The sequence below is a fragment of the Prauserella sp. PE36 genome (genome assembly GCF_003311655.1).
In the GTDB taxonomy this organism is placed as follows: Bacteria; Actinomycetota; Actinomycetes; order Mycobacteriales; family Pseudonocardiaceae; genus Prauserella_A; species Prauserella_A endophytica.
Window position 1 is genome coordinate 1 of the sequence record NZ_QEQT01000074.1, and the last position, 21944, is coordinate 21944.

At 71.7% G+C, this 21944-nt stretch carries 21 protein-coding genes; 17 read left to right on the forward strand and 4 right to left on the reverse strand.

What is annotated here, in order from left to right:
* Window positions 1–710: metal-dependent hydrolase (locus DI005_RS20260; RefSeq protein ID WP_147263870.1), on the reverse strand; the 710-nt coding region annotated here is incomplete at its 3' end.
* Between the two features lie 203 nt (window positions 711–913).
* On the opposite strand from DI005_RS20260, the gene DI005_RS20265 reads away from it, so the two are divergent.
* From DI005_RS20265 to DI005_RS20290, 6 genes are all read left to right on the forward strand, one after another.
* A complete protein-coding gene (locus tag DI005_RS20265; protein WP_113643142.1) occupies window positions 914–4123 on the forward strand; it encodes a S8 family serine peptidase in 3210 nt (1069 codons plus the stop codon).
* A 31-nt stretch (window positions 4124–4154) separates the two neighbouring features.
* Window positions 4155–5582 (forward strand): non-homologous end-joining DNA ligase, encoded by a 1428-nt coding sequence (ligD, locus tag DI005_RS20270; protein ID WP_113643143.1) that lies wholly within the window; start codon window positions 4155–4157, stop codon window positions 5580–5582.
* Entirely contained in the window at window positions 5579–6484 is a 906-nt protein-coding gene (ligD, locus tag DI005_RS20275; protein ID WP_112264754.1) for a non-homologous end-joining DNA ligase, read from the forward strand. Before ligD (DI005_RS20270) ends, ligD (DI005_RS20275) begins: the two co-directional genes overlap by 4 nt.
* Window positions 6485–6551: 67 nt before the next feature.
* Window positions 6552–8165: a SpoIIE family protein phosphatase gene (locus DI005_RS20280; RefSeq protein WP_112266579.1), complete on the forward strand. Its 1614-nt coding sequence runs from the start codon at window positions 6552–6554 to the stop codon at window positions 8163–8165.
* Complete coding sequence (locus DI005_RS20285) at window positions 8162–8482, forward strand: STAS domain-containing protein (RefSeq protein ID WP_113643144.1); 321 nt, start codon at window positions 8162–8164, stop codon at window positions 8480–8482. Before DI005_RS20280 ends, DI005_RS20285 begins: the two co-directional genes overlap by 4 nt.
* 67 nt (window positions 8483–8549) lie before the next feature.
* Window positions 8550–8993 carry a hypothetical protein gene (locus DI005_RS20290; protein WP_113643145.1) on the forward strand — a complete coding sequence of 148 codons (444 nt, stop codon included), beginning with the start codon at window positions 8550–8552 and terminating at the stop codon, window positions 8991–8993.
* On the opposite strand, the gene DI005_RS37970 is transcribed toward DI005_RS20290, so the two are convergent.
* Window positions 8984–9403, reverse strand: coding sequence for a hypothetical protein (locus DI005_RS37970; RefSeq protein ID WP_137095708.1), 420 nt, complete (start codon window positions 9401–9403; stop codon window positions 8984–8986). The two genes, DI005_RS20290 and DI005_RS37970, sit on opposite strands and share 10 nt — an antisense overlap.
* On the opposite strand from DI005_RS37970, the gene DI005_RS20295 reads away from it, so the two are divergent.
* From DI005_RS20295 to DI005_RS20345, 11 genes are all read left to right on the forward strand, one after another.
* Complete coding sequence (locus DI005_RS20295; RefSeq protein ID WP_112264760.1) at window positions 9402–9794, forward strand: hypothetical protein; 393 nt, start codon at window positions 9402–9404, stop codon at window positions 9792–9794. The genes DI005_RS37970 and DI005_RS20295 overlap by 2 nt on opposite strands.
* A gap of 22 nt (window positions 9795–9816) precedes the next feature.
* On the forward strand, window positions 9817–11514 hold the full coding sequence (locus tag DI005_RS20300) for a dihydroxyacetone kinase family protein (RefSeq protein WP_113643146.1): 1698 nt from the start codon (window positions 9817–9819) through the stop codon (window positions 11512–11514).
* Window positions 11511–12458: a sugar-binding transcriptional regulator gene (locus DI005_RS20305; RefSeq protein WP_113643147.1), complete on the forward strand. Its 948-nt coding sequence runs from the start codon at window positions 11511–11513 to the stop codon at window positions 12456–12458. Before DI005_RS20300 ends, DI005_RS20305 begins: the two co-directional genes overlap by 4 nt.
* Window positions 12459–12607: 149 nt before the next feature.
* A complete protein-coding gene (locus DI005_RS20310) occupies window positions 12608–13957 on the forward strand; it encodes an MFS transporter (RefSeq protein ID WP_113643148.1) in 1350 nt (449 codons plus the stop codon).
* Entirely contained in the window at window positions 13954–15687 is a 1734-nt protein-coding gene (locus tag DI005_RS20315; protein ID WP_113643149.1) for a dihydroxyacetone kinase family protein, read from the forward strand. The genes DI005_RS20310 and DI005_RS20315 overlap by 4 nt, the downstream gene beginning before the upstream one ends.
* A gap of 8 nt (window positions 15688–15695) precedes the next feature.
* Window positions 15696–16166 (forward strand): ribose-5-phosphate isomerase, encoded by a 471-nt coding sequence (locus DI005_RS20320; RefSeq protein ID WP_112264770.1) that lies wholly within the window; start codon window positions 15696–15698, stop codon window positions 16164–16166.
* Window positions 16160–16888, forward strand: a complete 729-nt coding sequence (locus DI005_RS20325; RefSeq protein ID WP_113643150.1) for a triose-phosphate isomerase family protein — start codon at window positions 16160–16162, stop codon at window positions 16886–16888. The genes DI005_RS20320 and DI005_RS20325 overlap by 7 nt, the downstream gene beginning before the upstream one ends.
* Window positions 16888–17685 (forward strand): sugar phosphate isomerase/epimerase, encoded by a 798-nt coding sequence (locus tag DI005_RS20330; protein ID WP_113643151.1) that lies wholly within the window; start codon window positions 16888–16890, stop codon window positions 17683–17685. The genes DI005_RS20325 and DI005_RS20330 overlap by 1 nt, the downstream gene beginning before the upstream one ends.
* A complete protein-coding gene (locus tag DI005_RS20335) occupies window positions 17682–18530 on the forward strand; it encodes a phosphogluconate dehydrogenase C-terminal domain-containing protein (RefSeq protein ID WP_112264776.1) in 849 nt (282 codons plus the stop codon). The genes DI005_RS20330 and DI005_RS20335 overlap by 4 nt, the downstream gene beginning before the upstream one ends.
* A 14-nt stretch (window positions 18531–18544) precedes the next feature.
* The gene (locus DI005_RS20340; protein ID WP_113643152.1) at window positions 18545–19378 is read left to right on the forward strand and encodes an aldo/keto reductase; all 834 of its coding nucleotides are present in this window, start codon (window positions 18545–18547) and stop codon (window positions 19376–19378) included.
* A 148-nt stretch (window positions 19379–19526) separates the two neighbouring features.
* Window positions 19527–20582, forward strand: coding sequence for a sigma-70 family RNA polymerase sigma factor (locus tag DI005_RS20345; protein ID WP_112266581.1), 1056 nt, complete (start codon window positions 19527–19529; stop codon window positions 20580–20582).
* Here DI005_RS20345 and DI005_RS20350 read toward each other — a convergent pair.
* Both DI005_RS20350 and DI005_RS20355 read right to left on the reverse strand, forming a co-directional pair.
* Window positions 20523–21080: a TIGR03086 family metal-binding protein gene (locus DI005_RS20350; protein WP_113643153.1), complete on the reverse strand. Its 558-nt coding sequence runs from the start codon at window positions 21078–21080 to the stop codon at window positions 20523–20525. The genes DI005_RS20345 and DI005_RS20350 overlap by 60 nt on opposite strands.
* A 116-nt stretch (window positions 21081–21196) precedes the next feature.
* On the reverse strand, window positions 21197–21913 hold the full coding sequence (locus DI005_RS20355; protein ID WP_113643154.1) for an SIS domain-containing protein: 717 nt from the start codon (window positions 21911–21913) through the stop codon (window positions 21197–21199).
* Between the last annotated feature and the right edge of the window lie 31 nt (window positions 21914–21944).

Genomic DNA, 21944 nt, shown 5'->3' on the forward strand with positions numbered 1-21944 from the left:
ATCAGCAGCACCGCGAGCACCGCGAACGCGGGGAAGACGAAGCCGTTCTCGAAGCCCTTGCCGGTGCGGAACCGCAGCCAGCTCGGCGGGCGCAGCTCGTACCACGTCTCGCCCGCGATCGGGAGCGGGAAGAGGAACGGACAACCGGACTCGGTGAGCGCGTCGCCGAGGCAGTGCGTGAAACAGCCCAGCGCCACCGCGATGCCGAGGAGCCCGGTGACGGCGTCGAGCTCGGCGAGCGCGTTGGGGTTGTTCTCGTAGACCCACCACACCACCGCGCCGCCCGAAACGGGCAGCAGCCAGTCGCCGAGTGCGTCCTCCGCCAGCAGCAGCCCGAACAGGACCACGCCCGCGACCGCCCACGGGCCACCGGCCTCGGTGCCCGCCGACGTGGCGAAGCCGAGCGCCACGGCGAACAGCAACGTGTGCGACAGGTGCCGGTGGGTGCCCTTGCCCCGCTCGTCGCGCGGCCCCTTGGTGACCGCGTAGAGCCAGGCCGATGCCTTGCGCAGCAACCACGACAGCCCGCCGGTGAGCGGGCCCAGCAGCTTCGAAGCCCGCGCTCCGGGATGGTCGAGATCCGGCAGGAGCGCGAAACCGGCCGTCGTCGCCGCGAACACCAGCACCTGCGCGAGCGTGGTGACCCCGGCGAAGGGGGCGACGGCGAGTCCGGCGCACCAGCCGGTGAGCGCGTGGGTACGACCCATCATGGGCGGGCGATCCTCCAGGGGACACGGGGGCGGTCTGGCCGTCGAACATCCTTTCGAACGAACCCCTCCCGTGTCCCGCGGACACGCCCTTGGCGGCCGACCCTACGAAAGTTGGGATTTTCGGTCAGGTTCACCTGGATGTGAAACGTTTGTGAGCCTCACGCAGATGCTCGGAGCATCGCGCTGGCGGGAGGTCGAGGCAGTTGAGCGGAAGACGTTCGTTGAAGCGGGCCGGCATCACGGGACTGATCGTCGCCGTGAGCACGTTGGGGTTCAGCGCCCCGCAGGCGCTGGCACAACCACCGGCACCGCCGCCACCCGGTGACGAGGAGATCCTCGACCAGGAGGATCTGACCCTCCTCGAACAGGCGAAGGACTCCGGGCGGTCGCAGGTCACCCTGCTGGTCGCGGCGCAGCGAGGGCGCGCCGACGCCGCGGCGGGTGAGCTGGAGTCGATCGGCGGTGTGGTCCGCTCGGCGAACGAGCAACTCGACTACCTCAAGGTCACCGTGCCCATCGGGCAGGCGGAGGTCGCTCCGAAGCTCAAGTCGGTGGACGCGGTCGACATCGACGGGCTCATCGCACGCGACGAGCCCGCTCCCGTCGGCGCGACCGACCCGTCGCCGCAGCCGGCGCCGGACGAGAACACGCCGAGGGTGAATCCCTATCTGCCCACCGGCGACACCAAGGCCGCGCAGTTCGGCAGGACCTTCCCGTTCTGGGACGGGCGGGGCACCACCGTCGCCGTGCTGGACTCCGGGGTCGACCTCGACCACCCGGCGCTCGCGCGGACCAGCACGGGCCAGCGCAAGATCGTCGACTGGTACACGGCCAATTCCCCCACATCGGGCGACGGAACGTGGGTGCCGATGTCGAGCGAGACCTACTCCGGCACGTTCACCGCGAACGGCAGGCAGTGGACCGCCCCCGAGGGCGCCTTCAGCTTCGGTGTGTTCTCCGAGGTCGCGGGCGATCTTGGCACCGCCGCGAGCGAGATCGGCGGGGACATCAACCGCGACGGCGACCGCTCCGACAGCTACGGCGTCCTGCAGGACACCGCGTCCAAGGAGGTCCGCGTCGACCTCGACGGCGACGGCGACTTCACCGACGAGAAGTCGATGATCGACTACAAGGTGCGCCAGGACGTCGGCTACTTCGGCGCGGACGATCCGGCCACGGGCGTCGTCGAGCGCGTGGCGTTCGTGGTGCAGACCGACAAGGCCGGCTACGTCAACGTCGGCGTCGCCGCTGCTGCGCACGGCTCCCACGTCGCCGGCATCGCGGCTGGCAACGACCTCTTCGGCGGCAACATGGACGGCGCCGCGCCCGGCGCGAAGCTGATGTCGGTGAAGGTGTGCCTCTCCACTCCGTCGTGCACGTCCAGCGGGCTCATCGACGGCGTGGTCTACGCGGCGGAGAACGGCGCCGACGTCGTGAACATCTCGATCGGCGGCCTGCCCGCGCTCAACGACGGCAACAACGCGCGGGCCGAGCTGTACAACCGCGTGATCGAGACCTACAACGTGCAGCTGTTCATCTCGGCGGGCAACAGCGGCGCCGGGGCGAACTCCGTCGGCGACCCGTCCGTGGCGACCGACGCGTTGAGCGTGGGCTCCTACATCACCGACGACACGTGGCTGTCGAACTACGGCTCCTCCTCGCCGGTCGCCGAGTCGCTGCACCCGTTCTCCTCACGCGGTCCTCGCGAGGACGGCGGGTTCAAGCCCGACCTCGTCGCGCCCGGCGCGGCGGTCTCGTCGATCCCGCGCTGGCAGCCGCCGGAGCCGGTGCCGGGCACCTACGAGCTGCCCGCCGGGTACGGCATGTTCAACGGCACGTCGATGGCGGCGCCGCAGGCGGCCGGCGCGGCCGCGCTGCTCGTGAGCGCCTACAAGGCACTGCACGGCGGCAAGCGCCCTCCGGTGACCGCACTTCGCTCCGCGCTGACGTCCACCTCGCGGTTCGTCGACGGCATCGACGCCAACGCGCAGGGCGCGGGGTTGATCGACACGCTGCGGGCTCTCACGGCACTCCGCGGCCCCGGCGTGCACGAGGTGACCACGTCGGTGCCGGTCAGCACCGTCCTCTCCGGACAGCTGCAGACTCCCAACACCGGTGTGGGCATCCACGACCGCGAGGGCGTGACGATCGGCAAGGCGTACACGCGGACCTACACACTCAAGCGCACGACGGGGCCGTCGACCCCCGTGAACTACCGCGTGAGCTGGGTCGGGAACGACGGCACGTTCTCCTCCGCCCGCTCGGTGCGGCTGCCGCTCGATCGGCCCGTCACGTTCGACGTCCGGGTGAACCCCCGCACCGCGGGCACGCATTCCGCGCTGCTGCGGCTGGACGACGTGCGCACCACGGGCATCGACGTGCAGACCATGAACACCGTGTTCGCGCCCTACGACCTCACTGCGGCCGACGGCTACGTGGTGGAGGCCTCCGGCACGATCCAGCGCAACCAGGCGAGGAGCGTGTTCGTCCGGGTTCCGGAGGGCACGAGCAACCTGCAGATCGAGATGGCGGCGGGCGGCCCCGAGCCGGGAACCGGCCAGGTGCGGTTCGTGCGCTACGACCCGACCGGCGTCCCGGTGGACCCGACGTCGTCGACGAACTGCTACAACCCCGACGCCGGTGCGGGCTGCCCGACGGGCTCGCCGACGAGCCGCGCGGTGACCGACCCCATGCCGGGCGTGTGGGAGATCGTGGTCGAAGCGCGGCGGACCTCCGACGCGGCCGAGGTGCCGTGGGCGCTGACCATCGCGGCGCAGGGCACGACGATCAGCCCGGACCCCGACGTCATCGCCCAGGCACGGCTCGGCACGCCCATCGACCGGGAGTACACCGTCACGAGCACGCTCGGCCAGTTCACCGGGCGGCTCACCGGCGGCCCGCTCGACAGCGCCCGCGTGGCCAGGCCGTCGGTCGCCGAGGGCGAGCTGCAGAGCTACGACATCGAGGTGACACCGGGGTCGACGGCGCTGACCGCGACGATCGGCAACACCTCCGACGGCGGCGCCGACCTCGACCTGTACGTCTACAACTGCACGAGCGGGACGTGCGCGCTGGCGAACTACAGCGCCGACGGCGACTCCGAGGAGTCGGTGACCATCCGCAACCCGGCGGCGGGGACGTGGCGCGTCGAGGTCGACGGCTACGCGGTGCCCTCGGGCTCCACGGAGTACGACTACCTCGACCTGTTCGCGAACCCGGCGTTCGGCACGATCGCGGTGACCGACACCGACGCGCCGAGGCCGACCGGCGCCACGTGGACGGTTCCCGGCACGGTCACGGCCACCGGGCAGCCCGCCGACGGCCGGGTCCTGCGCGGTCTCGTCACCGTTCGCACCCCGGACGACCTGCGGATCGGCAGCGGCGCCGTGCTCGTCGAGTCGGTGAGCGGGTGACCTGAGCGCCCGGATCGGGTAGACCCTTGCCATGGGGTCGAAACTCGACGAGTACCGGCGGAAACGGCGTGCCGGGCACACGCCGGAACCACTGCCGGAAGGCGACGTGGTGCCTCGTGGTGACGACGACACGTTCGTCATCCACGAGCACCACGCCAGCCGCCTGCACTGGGACGTCCGGCTCGAACGCGACGGCGTGCTGGTCTCGTGGGCCGTCCCGAAGGGGCTGCCCACGGAGCAGGGCACACTTCGGCTGGCCGTGCACACCGAGGACCATCCCCTCGAGTACGCCACGTTCTCCGGGGAGATCCCGAAGGGCGAGTACGGCGGCGGGGAGATGTTCATCTGGGACAGCGGCCGGTACGAGACGCTGAAGTGGTCCGACCGCGAGGTGTCGATCGTCCTGCACGGCGGCCGCGTCGAGGGCAAGTACGTCTTCTTCCGCAGTGGAGAGGACTGGCAGGTGATCCGCAAGGATCCGCCGCAGGACCCGGACTGGGAACCGCTGCCGGAGCTGCTGGCGCCGATGCTCGCCACCGCCGGCACCCTGCCGCCGGCCGAGGAGGACGACGACTGGGCGTACGAGTTCAAATGGGACGGCGTGCGCGCGCTCGCCCGCGTCGAGGGCGGCAGGGCGACCCTGTTCTCCCGGCGCGGCGGTGACATCACCGCCACCTACCCGGAGCTGCGCGGGCTCGGCGAGCAGCTCGGCAGCACGCAGGTGTGGCTGGACGGCGAGATCGTGGCGCTGCGCGACGGGCGGCCGAGCTTCAAGGCACTGCAGTCCCGCATGCACGCGAACGAACAGCGGGCGCGGCACCTTTCGAAGCAGCAGCCGGTGACCTACCTCGTGTTCGACCTGATGCACCTGGAGGGCCGTTCGTGCGTGCGGCTGCCGTACGCGCAGCGCAGGCAGCTGCTGGAGGAGCTGGAGCTGGGCGGGCCGCACTGGCAGCTGTCGCCGAGCTTCGCGGGCGAGGGCGCCGCCGTGGTGGAGGCAGCCGACGAGCAGCGCCTCGAGGGCGTGATCGCCAAGCGCACCGACTCGCCCTACGCGCCGGGCCAGCGCAGCACCGACTGGCTCAAGATCACCGACCTGCGCGCGCTCGACGCGGTGATCGGCGGCTGGCGGCCCGGCGAGGGCAAGCGCTCGGACACGTTCGGCTCCCTCATGCTCGGGCTGCCTGAGGACGGCGGGCTGCGCTACATCGGGCAGGTCGGCACCGGGTTCACCGACGACATGCTGCGCGACCTGCTGAAGCGCCTGCGCAGGCTCGAACGCAAGTCCTCCCCGTTCGCAGGCGAGATCCCGAGGGAACGCGCGAAGGGCGCCCGCTGGGTGCGGCCGACGTTGGTCGGCGAGGTCGTGTTCAAGGACTGGACGGAGGACGGCAGGCTGCGGGCACCCGCCTGGCGCGGGCTGCGACCGGACCTCGACCCGAAGGAGCTCGGCTCATGACCAGCCCGCTCGTGGAGGTGGACGGCCGCCGCATGCGGGTGTCCAATCTGGACAAGATCCTCTACCCGCACGTCGGCTTCACCAAGGGCGAGGTGCTCGACTACTACGCCCGCGTCGCCCCGGTGCTGCTGCCGCACGTCAAGGACCGGCCGCTGACGCTCAAGCGCTACCCCAACGGCGTGGAGGGCAAGTCGTTCTTCGAGAAGGACGTCTCCCGGCATGCGCCGGACTGGGTGCGCACGGTGTGCATCGAGACGCCCGGCAGCTCCCGTGGCTCCGACAAGGCCGACTACGCGCTGATCCAGGACCTGCCCACGCTCATGTGGGTGGCCAACCTCGCGAGCCTCGAACTGCACATTCCACAGTGGACCGTGGGACCGCGCGGCGCGAGGCGCAAACCGGACCTGCTCGTGTTCGACCTCGACCCCGGCGAGCCCGCGACGATCGTGGAGTGCTGCGAGGTCGCGCTGCGGCTACGGGACGAGCTCGCCGAGGACGGCATCGAGGCGCACCCCAAGACCAGCGGCTCCAAGGGCATGCAGCTGTACGCGCCGGTGCGCGTGCGCTCGGCGGAGCGGACCAGCGAGTACGCCAAGCAGCTCGCCGAGCGGCTCGAGCAGGCCATGCCCGAGCTGGTGGTGTCACGCATGGCGAAGAACCTGCGGCCGCACAAGGTGTTCATCGACTGGAGCCAGAACAACACGAAGAAGACCACCGTGGCGCCGTACTCGCTGCGCGCGCGGCCGTCACCGACCGTGTCGACCCCGCTGCTGTGGGACGAGGTCGCCGAGTGCGAGACCGCGGCAGACCTCGTGTTCACCGCCGACGAGGTGCTGGAGCGCGTCGAGGAGTACGGCGACCTGTTCGAGCCGCTGCTGGCCGAGGAGCGTCCTGGGCTGTGATGGCCGTTCGCCCTGGCCAACAAGTCGGGCGCTGCCGCACGGCATGGCCGACGTTATGCTCCTCCTCATGCCGAGGTCGGTCGATTCCGGGGGCAACGCGGAGAGCCGGCTCCGCCGCATCGAGGCGGTCACGGACAGCACCCTCGCCCATCTCGATCTGGAGCAGCTCCTGCCTGAGCTGCTCAAACGCACGCGAGACCTCCTCGATGCCGACACCGCCACCGTGCTGCTGCTCGACAGCGGCGGTGAGCATCTGGTGGCCTCCGCGTCCTCCGGCATCGAGGAGGAGGTGCGCCAGGGCGTCCGGATCCCGATCGGGGAGGGCTTCGCCGGGCACATCGCGGCCTCCCGTAAGCCACTGGTGATCCAGCAGGTCGACCCGACGACGGTGGTCAACCCGCTACTGTGGGAGAAGGGCATCCGCTCGCTCGCCGGTGTCCCGCTGCTCGCCGGTGGCGAAATGCTCGGCGTGCTGCACGTCGGCACGCTCGACTCGACGCCGTTCACCGAGGAGGACGTCGAGATCCTGCAGGTAGCGGGCGACCGGCTGGCGCTGGCGACCCGGACCGGGCTCACGCGCGGCGAGCGAGCCGCGGCGTCCGCGCTTCAGCGCACGCTCCTTCCGGCCCGGCTGCCCACCATCCCCGGTCTGCAGCTCTCCGCGAGATACGCGCCCGGCGAGGAGAGCGGCGTCAGCGGTGACTGGTACGACGTCTTCACCCTGCCCTCGGGCTGGCTGTGCGTCACGGTCGGCGATGTGGTCGGACGTGGGCTGCCCGCGGCGACCGTGATGACCAGGGTGCGCACGGCCACCCGCTCGTACGCGCTGGATTCGGACAGCCCCACCGAGGTGCTCGCCCGGCTCGACCGGCACATGCGCCACTTCGAGCCACAGACGATGGTGACGATGGCGTACGCGATGTGGGAGCCCTCGCTCAGCAGGCTGCACCTTTCGCTCGCCGGGCATCTCGCGCCGGTGCTGGCGCTGCCGGGCGAGCGGGGGGAACTGATCGACCTGCCGATCGATCCGCCGATCGGCATCGGCACGGCCCCCGTTCAGCGCCGCAGCGGCACGATCGACGTCCCGCAGGGCGCGACGGTGCTGTTCTACACCGACGGCCTCGTGGAGCGGCGGAACCGCACGCTCGACGACGGGCTGCGGCTCCTGTGCGAGGCAGTCACCACGGGTCCGACCGAGCAGCTGTGCTCGCGCGTGATGTCGCGGCTCGTCGGCACGAGCCCCACCGACGACGACATCGCCGTACTCGCCCTGCGCAGACAGGAGGCCGAGGAGCTGCGTGAGATCAGCTTCGACCTGGACGCGGTCCCCGAGGTGCTCGCCGACGTGCGCGCGACCCTGCGCCGCTGGCTGCCGTCGGCGGGCGCGTCGCCGGACGAGGTCGGGGACATGCTGGTGGTGGTCGGCGAGGCGTGCTCCAACGTCATCGAGCACGCGTACGGCCCGCTCGGCGGCACGCTTTCGCTGCGCTTCGAGGCGAGGGAAGGGGAGGTGATCGCCACCGTGGGCGACACCGGCCACTGGCGGTCACCCCGCGGCACCCATCGGGGGAAGGGAACGGAGCTCATGCGCCAGCTCAGCGACGACCTCAGGTTCGAACACGGACCGGGAGGAACCCTCGTGCACATCCGCAAGAACGTCACCGGCGGAGATCCAGCATGACGACGGCGAACATCGAGGTACTGTCCCCCGACACCGGCACGGTCGAGATCGCGATCACCGGCGAGGTGGACCTCTCCAACTGCGAGGTCATCCAGGACGACATCTTCGCCGCGATCAGCAACCACCTGGTGACCGTGCGGCTGGACCTCGCTGGCGTCACCTATCTCGACAGCGCGGGCCTGCGCATCCTGTTCGCGCTCGTGGAACGGCTCCGGCTGCTGCAGACGGAGTGCCAGATCATGGCGCCCTTCGGCTCCGCCAGCAGGCGGGTCATCGAACTCTCGGGCCTCGGCAGCCTGGTCGAACTCCGGCCCTGACGAACGGAAATCCGCTAGGACCCCGGCTCCGGAGCAAGAGAGCAACAAGGTACTCGGCGCCAGCTGGGTGGTCTTCCTGCTCGTGCTCATGATCGGCGGCGCCGGTGCGGGCGCGTTCGGGCTCGGCACACTGGCGCGGGACTCGGGACTGCTGGCCGACGACCCCGCGGTGCTGATCCCCGTCTCGGTCACCGGGATCGCGGTGGGCGGCCTGACGGGCATGGCCATCGCGGTCGGCCTCCGCGTGCTGCCCGGCCGGATCCGCGACGGCAAGCTCGCGGAGATGGCGCGGCTGATCCTCGTCTGCGTCGGCGCGACGGCACTCGGCGCGGTGGCGTACCTGGGCATCGTCGGCGGGCTCGTGCACCTGTTCGGGCTCGTGCTGCCGGAAGGGGTCACCGAGTTCCTCGCGGTCGTGCTCTCGATCTTCGGTCTGCCCGCCGCCGGGCCGGTGACCTACCACCTCTTCACCCTCGGCAAGCATCGCGAGCGGGCGAGCGCTCAGGAGTAGACCGGTGCGGCCACACCGGGTACGGCAACCGGCGCGGCGGCGCAGGACGCGACGGTGACGCCGTGCCTCCTCCGGAGGGCAAGCCGTTCCCTGTGGTGCGCGACGGACCGCCGCTGTCCTATGCGGACACCCTCGCGATGCTCGCGGCCGGCCCGACGGAAAGAGGAACGAGCACGCGGGCCCGGCACCGGGGTAGCGCCCGAGGCCGCGCCGTTCACGGTGACGGCGGGCAGCGTGGGCCGCGTGGTGGTGACGCTCTCCGTATCGCCGGGCCGGCTGTCCACTGTGGCCACCGGGCAGATCGCGTGCACGGCGGCCGGGGCCGCGCCGAGGTAGCGCTGCTCGGCTAGGGCAAGGGCCGCTTCGCGAGGTGCCCGCACTGGAACCGCCGTGAGATACCGTTCGGACATGCGCAGGAACACGCTTGTCACGGGCGTCGTCGCGATCGTCGTGGTGTGGATCTTGGTGGTCACCGTGTTGATCTCGCGCGAGCCCGAGACCGGCGCCGCCTCGCCCGCCGAGCTGCGCGACCGGCTCGAACGCGCGCTGACCGAGCGGGACGCCGACGAGTTCGGCCTGCTGCTGGGCGAGCCGGGCGAGCAGGCCGCCGACTTCGCCCAGACCTACGTCGACGAACTGCGCGGCACCACGGGACTGAGCGTCTCCCTGCGGCCGGACGTCACCGCCCCCCGCGTGGCGACCGTGAGCGGCACCCGTCAGGACGGCGGCCCGTTCTCCTACGACCTCAGCGTGAGTGAGACGGGCGGCCGCTGGCTCGTCGACCTCACCCCGCCGCTGTAGCGGATCCGCACGAAAGGGCTCCATGACCAAGATCTTCAACGACCCCTCCGACTTCGCGAGCGACATGCTCTCCGGGTTCGCGCGCGCGTTCCCCGGGTTCGTGCAGCGCGTGCCCGGCGGCGTCGTCAGGGCGACGCAGGCCACACCCGGCAAGGTCGCTGTGGTGGTCGGCGGCGGCAGCGGGCACTACCCGGCGTTCGCGGGCTGGGTGGGTCCCGGTCTCGCCGACGCCGCCGTGGTGGGCGACGTGTTCTCCTCGCCGTCCACGCAGCAGGTGGTGGCCGTCGCGACGGCGGCCGACGCCGGCGCGGGCGTGGTGCTCAGCTACGGCAACTACGCGGGCGACGTGCTGAACTTCGAGGCCGCCCGCACACAGCTCACCGAGGACGGCATCCCGGTGCGCTCGGTGGTGGTGAGCGACGACCTCGCGAGCGCGCCACGGGACGAGCGGTCCCTTCGCCGCGGCACTGCGGGAGACCTGGTGGTCGTCAAGATCGCCGGCGCCGCGGCCGAGGCCGGATACGACCTGGAGGGCGTGGTCCGCGTCGCCGAACGCACCAACGCGGGAACGGTGTCGCTCGGCATCGCCTTCGAGGGGCCGACGCCACCCGGCTCCCGCGGCCCGCTGTTCACCGTGCGCGACGGCCGGATGGGCGTCGGCCTCGGCATCCACGGAGAGCCGGGGGTGTCGGAGGAGCCGCTGCTGGGCGCGCGCGAGCTGGCGGGGCTGCTCGTCGGGCGGGTCCTCGCCGAACGCCCCGATGGCGCTCGGCGGGCGACCGTGCTGCTCAACGGCATGGGCGCCACCAAGTACGAGGAACTGTTCGTGCTGTGGAACGAGGTCGTGCCGACACTGGAGGCCGAGGGTGTCGAGATCGTCGAGCCCGAGGTCGGCGAGCTCATCACGAGCCTCGACATGGCCGGTCTTTCGCTCACGATCACGTGGCTCGACGACGAGCTGGAGGCGCTGTGGGGCGCGCCCGCGCAGAGCCCCGCCTACCGCAAGGGCCCCGCCGAGGCCGCTCCACTCACGCCGAGGCCCGTGCCCGAGGTCGCCGAGCGCGCCATCCCGGAGTCGAGCGAGGCGTCGCGGCGCGTCGCCAAGCTGGTGCACGCGGCGTTCGAGACCGCGGCGGCCGCACTCGCCGAGGCCGAGCCGGAGCTGGGCGAGCTCGACTCGGTGGCGGGCAACGGCGACCACGGGCGCGTGATGGCCAGGGGCGCCCGCGCGGCGGCGGCGGCCGCGCGCCGGGCCGTCGAAGCCGGGGCCGGCACGGCCACGACGTTGCTGTTCGCCGCCGACGCCTGGAGCGACCGGGCGGGCGGCTCCTCCGGCGCGCTGTGGGGCGCGGGCCTGCGCGCGGCCGCGCGGGTGCTCTCCGACACCGACCCGCCCGCGAACGCCGTGCAGGCCGCGTGCCGCTCCGCGCTCGACGCCGTGACGGCCTACGGCAACGCCCGCGTCGGCGACAAGACCGTGGTGGACGCGTTCCTGCCGTTCACCGAGAGCCTGGAGGCCGACCTCGCCGCCGAGCTGCCGCTCGGCCCGGCGTGGGTCAACGCCTCGGCCGTCGCCGCGAGGGCAGCCGAGGCGACGGCATCGCTGAGTCCCCGGCTCGGTCGTGCTCGCCCGCTGGCAGCGCGCAGCCTGGGCCACCGCGATCCGGGCGCGGTCTCGTTCGCCGTGGTGGTCACCGCGATCGCGGAGCACGTCGCATGAACACCGCGCGCAGGGCCACGGTGCTGCGGGCGGCGGAGCTGTACTACAGCGAGCACCTCACGATGGAGGCGATCGCGCAGGAGCTCGGCTGTTCGCGCGCGACCGTGTCCCGCCTCGTCGGCGAGGCCCGCACGGCCGGGCTCGTGGAGATCACCGTGCATCGCAGCGGCCGCGCGGCGAGCACACTGGAGCGCCTCATCGCCGACCGCTACGGCGTGGAGGCCACCGTGATCGCGCCGCCGGAGCGGGCGACCGAGGGCGAGCGGCTGCTGCACGTCGCGACACAGGCCGCCGCGAAGCTGCGGCTCACGCTCTCGCCCGACACCACGATCGCGGTGACGTGGGGCATCACCATCGCAACGCTCGCCCGCAACCTCACCCCCGGTGTGGTCCCCGGCCTGCAGGTGGTGCAGATGAGCGGGTCGGGCAACACGTTCTCCTCCGGCGCCGAGTACGCCTCGGGGGTGTTCGACCGTTTCGGCGCGGTGCTCGGCGCCCGCGTGCACCACTTCCCCGTGCCCGCGTTCTTCGACTCGGCCGCCACGCGGGCGGCGCTGTGGGCCGAGCACAGCGTCCAGCGCATCCTGCGCCTGCAGCAGCGGGCCGACGTCGCGCTGTTCTCCGTCGGCGCGCTCGGCGGTGGCATCCCCGGTCACCTCTACCGGGCCGGCTACCTCGACCGCGACGACCTGCGCTCGCTCACCGAGCAGGGTGTGGTGGGCGATCTCGGGACGGTGTTCCTGCACGCGACCGGGTCGAGCACCGACATCGCGATGAACCAGCGCTCCAGCGGACTGCCGATCGAGACGCTGCGTCGCATCCCCCGCCGCCTCTGCGTCGCGCTCGGCGAGGCCAAGGCCCCGGTGCTGCGAGCCGCGCTGCTCGCGGGCGCCGTCACCGAGCTGATCGTCGACACGAAGGCCGCCGAACCCCTCGTCGACTGAACGCATTCTCACCGGTACCCCCTTCTGGATCGAAACGGCTGGACGCACCGCGTCCAATGGCTGCAACTCCGTTCATGGACACTGGGCCGTTTCGGTTACGCGTGCTTAGCATCGCCGCAATCTTCAGCGCGTGTCAGGAGTGTGTCGACGTGGACGCCACCCAGCAGTCCCCAGTTGAGCGCTCGGCGATCAGAAAGGTCGCCGTGCGGCTCGTGCCCTTCGTGGCACTCATGTTCTTCATCAACTACCTCGACCGGACCGCGATCTCGTTCGCGGGCCCGAACGGGATGAACGACGATCTCGGGCTCACCGCCGCCCAGTACGGCTTCGCCTCCGGGGTCTTCTTCATCGGTTACATCCTGCTCGAGGTTCCGAGCAACATCGCACTGCACCGCTTCGGCGCCCGCAAGTGGCTCGCGCGGATCATGGTGTCGTGGGGCGTCGTCTCGCTGCTGTTCACCTGGGTGGACAGCGTCGGCGGCCTCTACACGCTGCGCCTGCTGCTCGGCATCGCCGAGGCCGGGTTCTTCCCCGGCGCGATCCTGTTCCTGTCGCTGTGGGTGCCGGCGCGGCACCGGAGCAAGATCCTCGCGCTGTTCTACCTCGCGCAGCCGCTCACCACGGTCATCGGCGCCCCGCTCGCGGGCGCGCTCATCGAGCAGCACGGCGTGTTCGGCCTCGAAGGCTGGCGCTTCATGTTCCTGTGCGTCTCGGTGCCCGCGATCGTCGTCGGCATCGCGACCTGGTTCTACCTGAGCGACCGGCCCGCCGACGCGAAATGGCTGACGCAGGCCGAAAAGGACTGGCTCACCGCCGAGCTGGAGGGTGAGGCGAAGAACAAGACGGGCGCAACCTCCCACAAGGGCGGCATCATGGCCGCGCTGCGCAGCGGTCGCGTGTGGACGCTCGCGCTCATCTACTTCGGCTTCATCTACGGCCTCTACGCGCTCGCGTTCTTCCTGCCGACGATCATCAGCGGCTTCGAGGAGGGCTTCGGCACCACGTTCACGGTGCTCGAGAAGGGCCTCATCACCGCGATCCCGTACGTGCCCGCGGCGATCGTGCTGTACCTGTGGTCGCGGGACGCGACCAGGCGCGGCCTGCAGACGTGGCACATCGCGCTGCCCGCGCTCGTCGGCGGCGTGAGCGTCCCGATCGCGCTGTTCATGGGCTCGCCCGCGGCGACGATCGTGGTCATCACCATCACCGCGTGCGCCATCTTCGCGGCACTGCCCAACTTCTGGACCGTGCCCGCGCAGTTCCTCACCGGTGCGGCCGCCGCGGTGGGCATCGCGCTCATCAACACGTTCGGCAACATCGCCGGGTTCGCCGCCGGGTACGTCACCGGATTCCTCAACGACGCCACGGGCTCCTACGTCGTGCCCATGTTCGTCGTCGGCGGGCTGATGGTGCTCTCCGCGGTGCTGATGGTGGCGCTGGCCAAGCGCGGCCGCGCGCAGACCGGTGACCTCGACGAGAGAGCGGTGACCAAGGCATGACCAGGCTGTACAACGACCCTGCGGAGTTCGCGGGCGAGGTGCTCGACGGCTTCGTCGCGGCACACCAGCGGTGGGTCCGGCGCGTGCCGGGCGGCGTGGTCCGCAACACGGCCAAGACGCCGGGGCAGGTCGCGGTGCTCGTCGGCGGCGGCTCCGGCCACTACCCGGCGTTCACCGGGCTCGTCGGCCAGGGTCTCGCCCACGGCGCGGTGTCGGGCAACATCTTCGCCTCGCCCTCCGCGCAGCAGGCGTGCTCGGTGGCGAGGGCCGCCGAGAGCGGCGGCGGCGTGCTGCTGCTGTTCGGCAACTACGCGGGCGACGTGCTCCACTTCGGACACGCGGCGGAGATCCTGACCCAGCAGGGCATACCCACGAAGGCGTTCGCGGTCACCGACGACGTGTCGAGCGCGCCCGCCGACCAGACCGCAAAGCGGCGCGGCGTCGCGGGCGACCTCACCGTGTTCAAGGCCGCCGCCGCGGCCGCCGAGGCTGGGCTGGACCTCGACGAGGTGTACCGCGTCGCCGAGCGCGCCAACGACCGCACCCGCTCGCTCGGCGTCGCGTTCTCCGGCTGCACACTGCCGGGCGCCGACGCGCCACTGTTCACGGTCCCCGAGGGGAAGATGGCCGTGGGCATGGGCATCCACGGCGAACCCGGCATCGGCGAGGCCGACGTGCCGAGCGCCGACGGGCTGGCCGAGCTGTTCGTGCGGACACTGCTCGCCGACCTGCCCTCCGACATCACCGACGTGCGCGGGCAGCGGGCCGGCGTGATCCTCAACGGGCTCGGCACCGTGAAGCACGAGGAGCTGTTCGTCGTCTACCGGCGCGTGGCGCAGCTGCTCGCCGAGGCGGGCGTCGAGGTGGTGGACCCCGAGGTCGGCGAGTTCGTCACGAGCTTCGACCTCGCCGGTGCCTCGCTGACCCTGTTCTGGCTGGACGAGGAGCTGGAGCGGTACTGGACGGCCCCCGCCGACGCGCCCGCGTTCCGCAAGGGCTCGCTCACCCCGGCACCGCCCGCGCCTGAGGACCTCGCCGTGGAGTCGGCCGAGCAGACCGTGCCCGAGGCGAGCGAGGAGTCGCGGGAGGCCGCACGCGTGGTGTTCACCGCGCTGGAGGCCGTACGCAAGGTGATCGACGGCAACGCCGACGAGCTGGGCCGGATCGACGCGGTCGCGGGCGACGGCGACCACGGCATCGGTATGCAGCGCGGAGCGGTCGCCGCCGTGGACGCCGCGCGGGAGGCGCTGCGGCTCGGCGCCGGTGCGGGCACGCTGCTCGCGCTCGCGGGCGACGCGTGGGCCGACAAGGCAGGCGGCACGTCAGGCGCGCTGTGGGGCCTGCTGCTGCGGTCCATCGCGAACACGCTGGGGGACAAGGAGAAGCCCACCGCCGCGACCGTGAGCGAGGGCGTCGCGGCCGGGCTGGAGAACGTGCTCAGGGTCGGCGGGGCGCGGGTCGGCGACAAGACTCTGGTCGACGTGCTGGCGCCCTTCGCCGAGACGCTCGCGACAGCGGTCGGCGAGTCGAGGGGACTCACCGAGGCGTGGGGCCGTGCGGCCGAGCAGGCCGACGCCGCCGCGAAGGCGACGGCGGACCTGGTTCCGAAGATCGGCAGGGCCAGGCCGCTCGCCGAGAAGAGCGTGGGAACGCCCGATGCGGGCGCGGTGTCGCTGGCGTTGATCACCGACGTCGTGCACGGCGTGCTCGCCGATAGGAAAGGTGTGTGATGGCTGGGATGGCTCAGAAGTGGCGCATCGTGGTCGGGTCGGACGACGCCGGCTTCGACTACAAGGAGGCGTTGAGGGCGGACCTGGAGGCGAGTGAGCTCGTCGAGTCCGTTGTGGACGTGGGAGTCGACGCGGAGGGGCACACCCCGTACCCGACCGTCGCGGTCACCGCGGCCGAGCTGATCGCCAAGGGCGAGGCCGACCGGGCCCTGCTCGTGTGCGGCACCGGCCTCGGCGTGGCGATCTCGGCCAACAAGGTGCCCGGCATCCGCGCCGTCACCGCGCACGACAGCTTCTCCGTCGAGCGTTCCGTGCTGAGCAACAACGCTCAGGTGCTCACGTTCGGCCAGCGCGTGATCGGCCTGGAGCTGGCCCGCAGGCTCGCCCGCGAGTGGCTCACCTACACCTTCGACGAGAACTCAGCGTCAGCCAAGAAGGTGCAGGTGCTCACCGACTACGAGAGCGTGGGTTCGTGCTGAGCCTTGGCATCAGCCTGAAGCTGTACTTCTCCCACGCCAGGACACTGGCGTGGAGCAGGGACGTGGCCGCGCTCGCCGGCCACGAGGCGATCGAGGGCGGGCACGCCGAGCTGTTCGTGCTCCCCTCGTTCCCCAGCATCCCGGCGGTGGCCGAGATCTTCGCGGGCACGCCGGTGCGGGTGGGCGCCCAGGACCTGTGCGCCGACGACAGCGGCGCGTTCACCGGCGAGGTGGGTGGGCCGCTGCTGCGCGAGCTCGGCTGCGCCTACGCCGAGGTGGGCCACGCCGAACGGCGACGCCTCTACGGCGAGGACGACGCGACCGTCGCCCGCAAGACGGCGGCGGCGCTACGCAACGAGCTGGTGCCGGTGCTGTGCGTCGGCGAGCCCGGCCGCGTGCCCGCCGCGGACGCCGCCGCAGCGTGCGTCGCCGAGGTGGAGTCCGCGCTCGGCGGCTCGGCGGGCCCGGTGGTGGTGGCCTACGAGCCGCACTGGGCGATCGGCGCCGAGGAGCCCGCGCCGGAGTCGCACATCGCCGAGGTGTGCGGCACGCTCAAGGACAGCCTCGGCGTCCGCGTGATCTACGGCGGCAGCGCCGGGCCGGGCCTGCTGACGCGGCTCGGCAGGTCGGTCGACGGCCTGTTCCTCGGCCGGTTCGCGCACGACCCCGCCGCCGTGGGGAAGATCCTGGACGAGGCGCTGACACTGGCGAAGGGATCCTGATGGCCATCGGACTGAGCACCTACGCGTTCTTCTGGCGCATCTCCGACCGCGCCGAGAAGCCGCTGACGCTCGCGCAGCAGCTCGAGCAGACCAGGGAGCTCGGCGCGGACGTCTTCCAGATCTGCGACCACGCCCCGGTCGAGCGGCTGTCCACAGTGGAGCTGCGGGAACTGCGTTCGGTGGCCCGCGACCTCGGCGTGACCCTCGAACTCGGCACCCGGGGCGTGCGGCCGGAGCACCTGAAGCGTTACCTCGACCTCGCCGAGGCGCTGGACGTGACGCTCGTGCGCAGCATGCTGTACTCCGCCACCGACCGGCCGACGCTCGCCGAGGCCGCCGAGTGGCTGCGCGAAACCGTGCCCGGCTACGCGGAGCGCGGTGTGACGCTCGCGCTGGAGACCTACGAGCAGGTGGCCTCGGCCGACCTCGTGGACGTGGTGGAGGCCGTCGGCAGTGACCACCTCGGCATCTGCCTCGACCCCGCCAACTGCGTGGCCAACCTGGAGCACCCCAGGCAGGTCGTGGAGACCACCGCCCGTCACGTGGCCAACCTCCACGTCAAGGACTTCGACTTCGCCCGGCAGGCGGGCTGGGTCGGGTTCACGCTCTCGGGCTGCAGGCTCGGCGAGGGGCGCCTCGACTACGGCGCCATGATCGAGCGGGTCAAGCCCGCCGAGAAGAACATCAACCAGATCGTGGAGCACTGGCTTCCGCTGCAGGACGACTTCGAGACGACCTGCCGGCTGGAGGACGAGTGGACGCGGCACAGTGTGGAATTCCTAAGGAGCAACTCATGACCACGGTCACCGTTGTCGGCGCCGGCGGCAAGATGGGCCAGCGCGTCTCCAACAACCTCGCGAAGAGCGACTACCGGGTGCTCTACAGCGAGAACTCGCCCAAGGGGCAGGAACTGCTGCGGAGCCAGGATCGCGAGCTCACCGACTCGGCCGAGGCCGCGCGCGAGAGCGACGTCGTGATCCTCGCAGTGCCGGACGTCGTGCTGGGCAAGGTTTCCGAGGCGCTCGTGCCGGAGCTGAAGCCGGGCGCGATCGTGCTGACCCTGGACCCGGCGGCGGCGTACGCGGGCCTGCTGCACAAGCGCGACGACATCGAGTACGCCGTGGCACACCCGTGCCACCCTTCGGTGTTCCTCGAGCGCACCACGAAGGAGGAGTACGCAGACACGTTCGGCGGCATCGCGGCGCCGCAGGAGGTGGTCGCCGCGTTCGAGTCGGACAACGAGACCGCGCGCAAGCTCGCCGACGACGTCATTCGCGTGATGTACGCGCCCGTGGTGGACGTCCACTGGGTGACCGTGAAGCAGCTCGCGGTGCTGGAGCCCACGCTGGTGGAGACGGTGGCCTGCATGGTGGGCTCGCTGCTCAACGAGGCCCTGCACGAGACGGTGCACACCGTCGGCGTCCCCGAGTCCGCCGCGCGCGCGATGCTGCTCGGCCACGTGCAGGTGGCGCTCACCAACACCCTGCGCGGGTCGAACCCGTTCTCCGACGCGTGCCTCATCGCGATGGACTACGGGCGCGAGACGATCGTCAAGGACGACTGGAAGAAGATCTTCGACGACAGCGAGCTCGACAAGGTGATCGCGCGGATGCTCAAGATCGACGCGGTGAAGCGCTCCTGACCCACAATGGGGCCATGCGCTATCTCCGGCTCGGCCCCGGCGACCGGCTGCCCGTCCTCGGTCAGGGCACCTGGCACATGGGTGAACGCGGACGTGACCGGGAGGCCGAGGTCGAGGCCCTGCGAGCGGGCCTCGACCTCGGCCTCACCCTCATCGACACCGCGGAGATGTACGGCGACGGCGGGGCCGAGGAGGTCGTCGCCGAGGCGATCGCGGGCCGCCGCGACGAGACGTTCCTGGTGAGCAAGGTCCTGCCGCACAACGCGAGCCTGCGCGGCACGATCGAGGCGTGCGAGCGCAGCCTTCGCCGCCTCGGCACCGACCGGCTCGACCTGTACCTGCTGCACTGGCGCGGCGGGCACCCGCTGGCGGAGACGCTGCGGGCGCTGGAGCGGCTTCGCGCGGACGGCAAGATCCGGCACTTCGGGGTCAGCAACTTCGACCGCGAGGACCTGCGTGAGACGTGGCGGACGCCGTGCGGCGAGCAGGTGGTGACCGACCAGGTGCTCTACAACCTCACGCGGCGTGGCCCGGAGTTCGACCTGCTGCCGTGGTGCCGGGAGCGGGGGGTGGCGGTGATGGCGTACTCGCCGATCGAGCAGGGCAGGCTGTTGCGTGACCGGGTGCTCGCCGAGGTCGCGGAGCGGCACGGCGCGACGCCCGCGCAGATCGCGATCGCGTGGGTGCTCCACCAGCCGGGGGTGTGCGCGATCCCGAAGGCGGCGACCCGCGAGCACGTGGAGCAGAACGCGGCGGCCCTCGAGGTGCGCCTCACGCAGGAGGACCTCTCGGCCCTGGACACCCGCTTCCCCCCACCGACCCGCCCGGAACCCCTCGAAGTGCTGTAGCCCATCTGCAGTGAAGGCCACCATGCCTGCGCCCAACGCAGTGAAGGTGGCCTTCACTGCGGATGGGTCGGATGGCGAGCCCGAGCTCATCGACGGCCGTCGCGATGAGTTCTTCCTGTCGGTGGGGTCTGTCAGGATGAGGACCTCGATGCAGCGAAAGGGCACGGCCATGCCGCACACCAAGGTGGACGACGAGTTCCTGCGCCAGGCGGATCCGTTCCGGCGGGAGCTGCTCGCGCACTGCTACCGCATGCTCGGCTCGGCACACGACGCCGAGGATCTGGTGCAGGAGACGTACCTGCGCGCCTGGCGGGCCTACGACAGGTTCGAGGGCCGCTCGTCGCTGCGCACCTGGCTGCACCGCATCGCCACCACGGCGTGCCTGACGGCGCTGGAGAGCAGGAGCAAACGCCCCATGCCCACCGGGCTCGGCGGCGGCAGCGCCGATCCCGGCGACGACCTCGCCGACCGGCCGGAGGTTCCGTGGTTGGAGCCGATCCCCGACGCGCTGGCGGGCACCGCGCAGAGCGACCCCGCCACGATCGTCACCGAGCGGGAGAGCATCCGCCTCGCACTCGTCGCGGCGCTGCAGCACCTGCCACCCCGGCAGCGGGCGGTCCTGATCCTGCGCGACGTGCTCAAGTGGCGGGCGGCCGAGGTCGCCGAGGCCGTCGGCGTCACCACCACGGCCGTCAACAGCATCCTGCAGCGGGCCCGCGCCCAGCTCGCGCAGGCGTCACCGACTCCGGACGACGTCGAGGAGCCGGCCGCGGCGGAGCAACGCGAGCTGCTCGAGAAGTACGTCGACGCGTTCGAGCGCAAGGACGTCACCGCGCTCGTCGAGCTGTTCACCGCCGACATCGTGTGGGAGATGCCGCCCTTCGCGTCCTGGTATTCCGGCGCCACCGACGTGGGCACGCACCTGGCCGAGCGCTGCCCGGCCCGCCCGGGTGGCGTGCTCATGGTGCCGGTCGAGGCCAACGGGCAGCCCGCGTTCGCCCAGTACCTGCGGGACCCCGAGAGCGGTGACTTCCGCGCCTTCACGCTGCAGGTGCTCACGCTGACCCGCGGCGGGATCAGCCACGTCGCCAACTTCATGGACACGCGGCTGTTCGAGCTGTTCGGCCTGCCGCTCACGCACCCGTCAGCCGGGGTCTCGGCCGAGGAAGGCCAACAGCCGGTCGCAGGGGCCGGCCAGCGGTGAGACCGCGACCGGCGCGGCGAACCGCGCGGGCCGGTCGGCACCGCTGACGAACAGCGGCGAGAGCTCCAGCAGCTCGCGCGCGAGGGCTCGCGGGATGGGCCGGTTCGTTTCGCAGGCGCGGGCGACGTCCCAACCATGCACGGCGACCTCGATTGCACCGGCACCCGCGACGAGGTCGCCGGGCAGCGGACTGCCCGCGACGGAGATCGTGCCCGCGCCCCCGGTGGCGGTCCACTCACCCATGAGGTGACAGGCCCGCTCGCGCAGCGCGCCCACGAGGTCGGCAGGGTCGGCTCGGCCGGGCGGATCGAGCGCGACGACGCCGAGGTCCGCGGCCTCGGACAACGCGAGCAGCGAGTCGTCCAGGTGCCCGAGCAGGTCGCCGAGGTCCCAGAGCCGGCACGGTGTCGCCCGGGACAGCGCCTCGAGGCTGACCAGGCGCAGGCTCCCGAGTGTGTAGCCGATCGCCCGTTCGAGCAGGTCCAACCCGTCGCCCATCGCCCACCTCCGTCAGGAGTACAGACAGACGGAACCGCGCAAACTCATCGCGAGTCCCCCGCTCCCGACCGCGAGTCCCCCGCTCCCGACGGCGAGTCGCCCGTTCCCGACGGCGGCTAGAGCCCGAGGTTCAGCTCCGGAATCCGGTCCGCATACCGGGCGACCAGCTCCGCGTTGCGCTCGTCGCCACCAGGCACGTTCGCGCTCGTCCACAGCGGCAGCACCACGCCCCTTTCCTCGGCGAGCCCGTCGAGAGCCGCGAGCAACGCCGACCACAGGTACGCGCCGAGGATCGTCGACACCGCCGCCGTCCGAGGTGAGGCAGCCGGATGCACCACGTCGCCCGGCGGCACCCCGGTGTCGAGCACCACCGTCGCGTGGTCGGAGAGCCGCGTGCCGGACCGGTCGCTCGCCTGTGCCGATGCCGCCAGCGACGTCACCGCGATCACCGGGACGCCTCTCGCCAGCGCCGTCTGCGCGATCTCCACCGGGTATGGGTTGCGTCCGCTCGTCGAGAACACGACCACCACGTCGGCGGGCGTCGGCGCCGTCGCCTCGATCAACGCCCGCCCGCGCCCCGGCTCCCGCTCCGCGCCCGAGCTGCGCAGCGCCCCCATCAGCGGCAGCACCTGCGGATCCCACAGCGGCCGGACCGCGGCGAGCCCGCCCGCGCGGTAGAACGTCTCGCACACCATCGCCAGGGAATGCCCGGCACCGGCGGCGTAGACGAGGCCGTCGCCCGCCACGGCTTCGAGCACCAGGGTCGCCGCCCGTTCGATGTCCCCGTGCTGCGCGTCGAGCCCGTCGAGCAGCGCGCGAACGTCCTCCCGCATGCTGGCGCCTCCTTCGATCGCCTGGCCACGC

Bases quoted from the DNA above. Each gene is read 5' to 3' on its own strand.
- ligD (WP_113643143.1), top strand. From the start codon at position 4,155: ATGGGGTCGAAACTCGACGAGTACCGGCGGAAACGGCGTGCCGGGCAC.
- ligD (WP_112264754.1), top strand. From the start codon at position 5,579: ATGACCAGCCCGCTCGTGGAGGTGGACGGCCGCCGCATGCGGGTGTCC.
- DI005_RS20280 (WP_112266579.1), top strand. From the start codon at position 6,552: ATGCCGAGGTCGGTCGATTCCGGGGGCAACGCGGAGAGCCGGCTCCGC.
- DI005_RS20285 (WP_113643144.1), top strand. From the start codon at position 8,162: ATGACGACGGCGAACATCGAGGTACTGTCCCCCGACACCGGCACGGTC.
- DI005_RS20295 (WP_112264760.1), top strand. From the start codon at position 9,402: ATGCGCAGGAACACGCTTGTCACGGGCGTCGTCGCGATCGTCGTGGTG.
- DI005_RS37970 (WP_137095708.1), bottom strand. From the start codon at position 9,403: ATGTCCGAACGGTATCTCACGGCGGTTCCAGTGCGGGCACCTCGCGAA.
- DI005_RS20300 (WP_113643146.1), top strand. From the start codon at position 9,817: ATGACCAAGATCTTCAACGACCCCTCCGACTTCGCGAGCGACATGCTC.
- DI005_RS20305 (WP_113643147.1), top strand. From the start codon at position 11,511: ATGAACACCGCGCGCAGGGCCACGGTGCTGCGGGCGGCGGAGCTGTAC.
- DI005_RS20315 (WP_113643149.1), top strand. From the start codon at position 13,954: ATGACCAGGCTGTACAACGACCCTGCGGAGTTCGCGGGCGAGGTGCTC.
- DI005_RS20320 (WP_112264770.1), top strand. From the start codon at position 15,696: ATGGCTCAGAAGTGGCGCATCGTGGTCGGGTCGGACGACGCCGGCTTC.
- DI005_RS20330 (WP_113643151.1), top strand. From the start codon at position 16,888: ATGGCCATCGGACTGAGCACCTACGCGTTCTTCTGGCGCATCTCCGAC.
- DI005_RS20335 (WP_112264776.1), top strand. From the start codon at position 17,682: ATGACCACGGTCACCGTTGTCGGCGCCGGCGGCAAGATGGGCCAGCGC.
- DI005_RS20340 (WP_113643152.1), top strand. From the start codon at position 18,545: ATGCGCTATCTCCGGCTCGGCCCCGGCGACCGGCTGCCCGTCCTCGGT.
- DI005_RS20345 (WP_112266581.1), top strand. From the start codon at position 19,527: ATGCAGCGAAAGGGCACGGCCATGCCGCACACCAAGGTGGACGACGAG.
- DI005_RS20350 (WP_113643153.1), bottom strand. From the start codon at position 21,080: ATGGGCGACGGGTTGGACCTGCTCGAACGGGCGATCGGCTACACACTC.
- DI005_RS20355 (WP_113643154.1), bottom strand. From the start codon at position 21,913: ATGCGGGAGGACGTTCGCGCGCTGCTCGACGGGCTCGACGCGCAGCAC.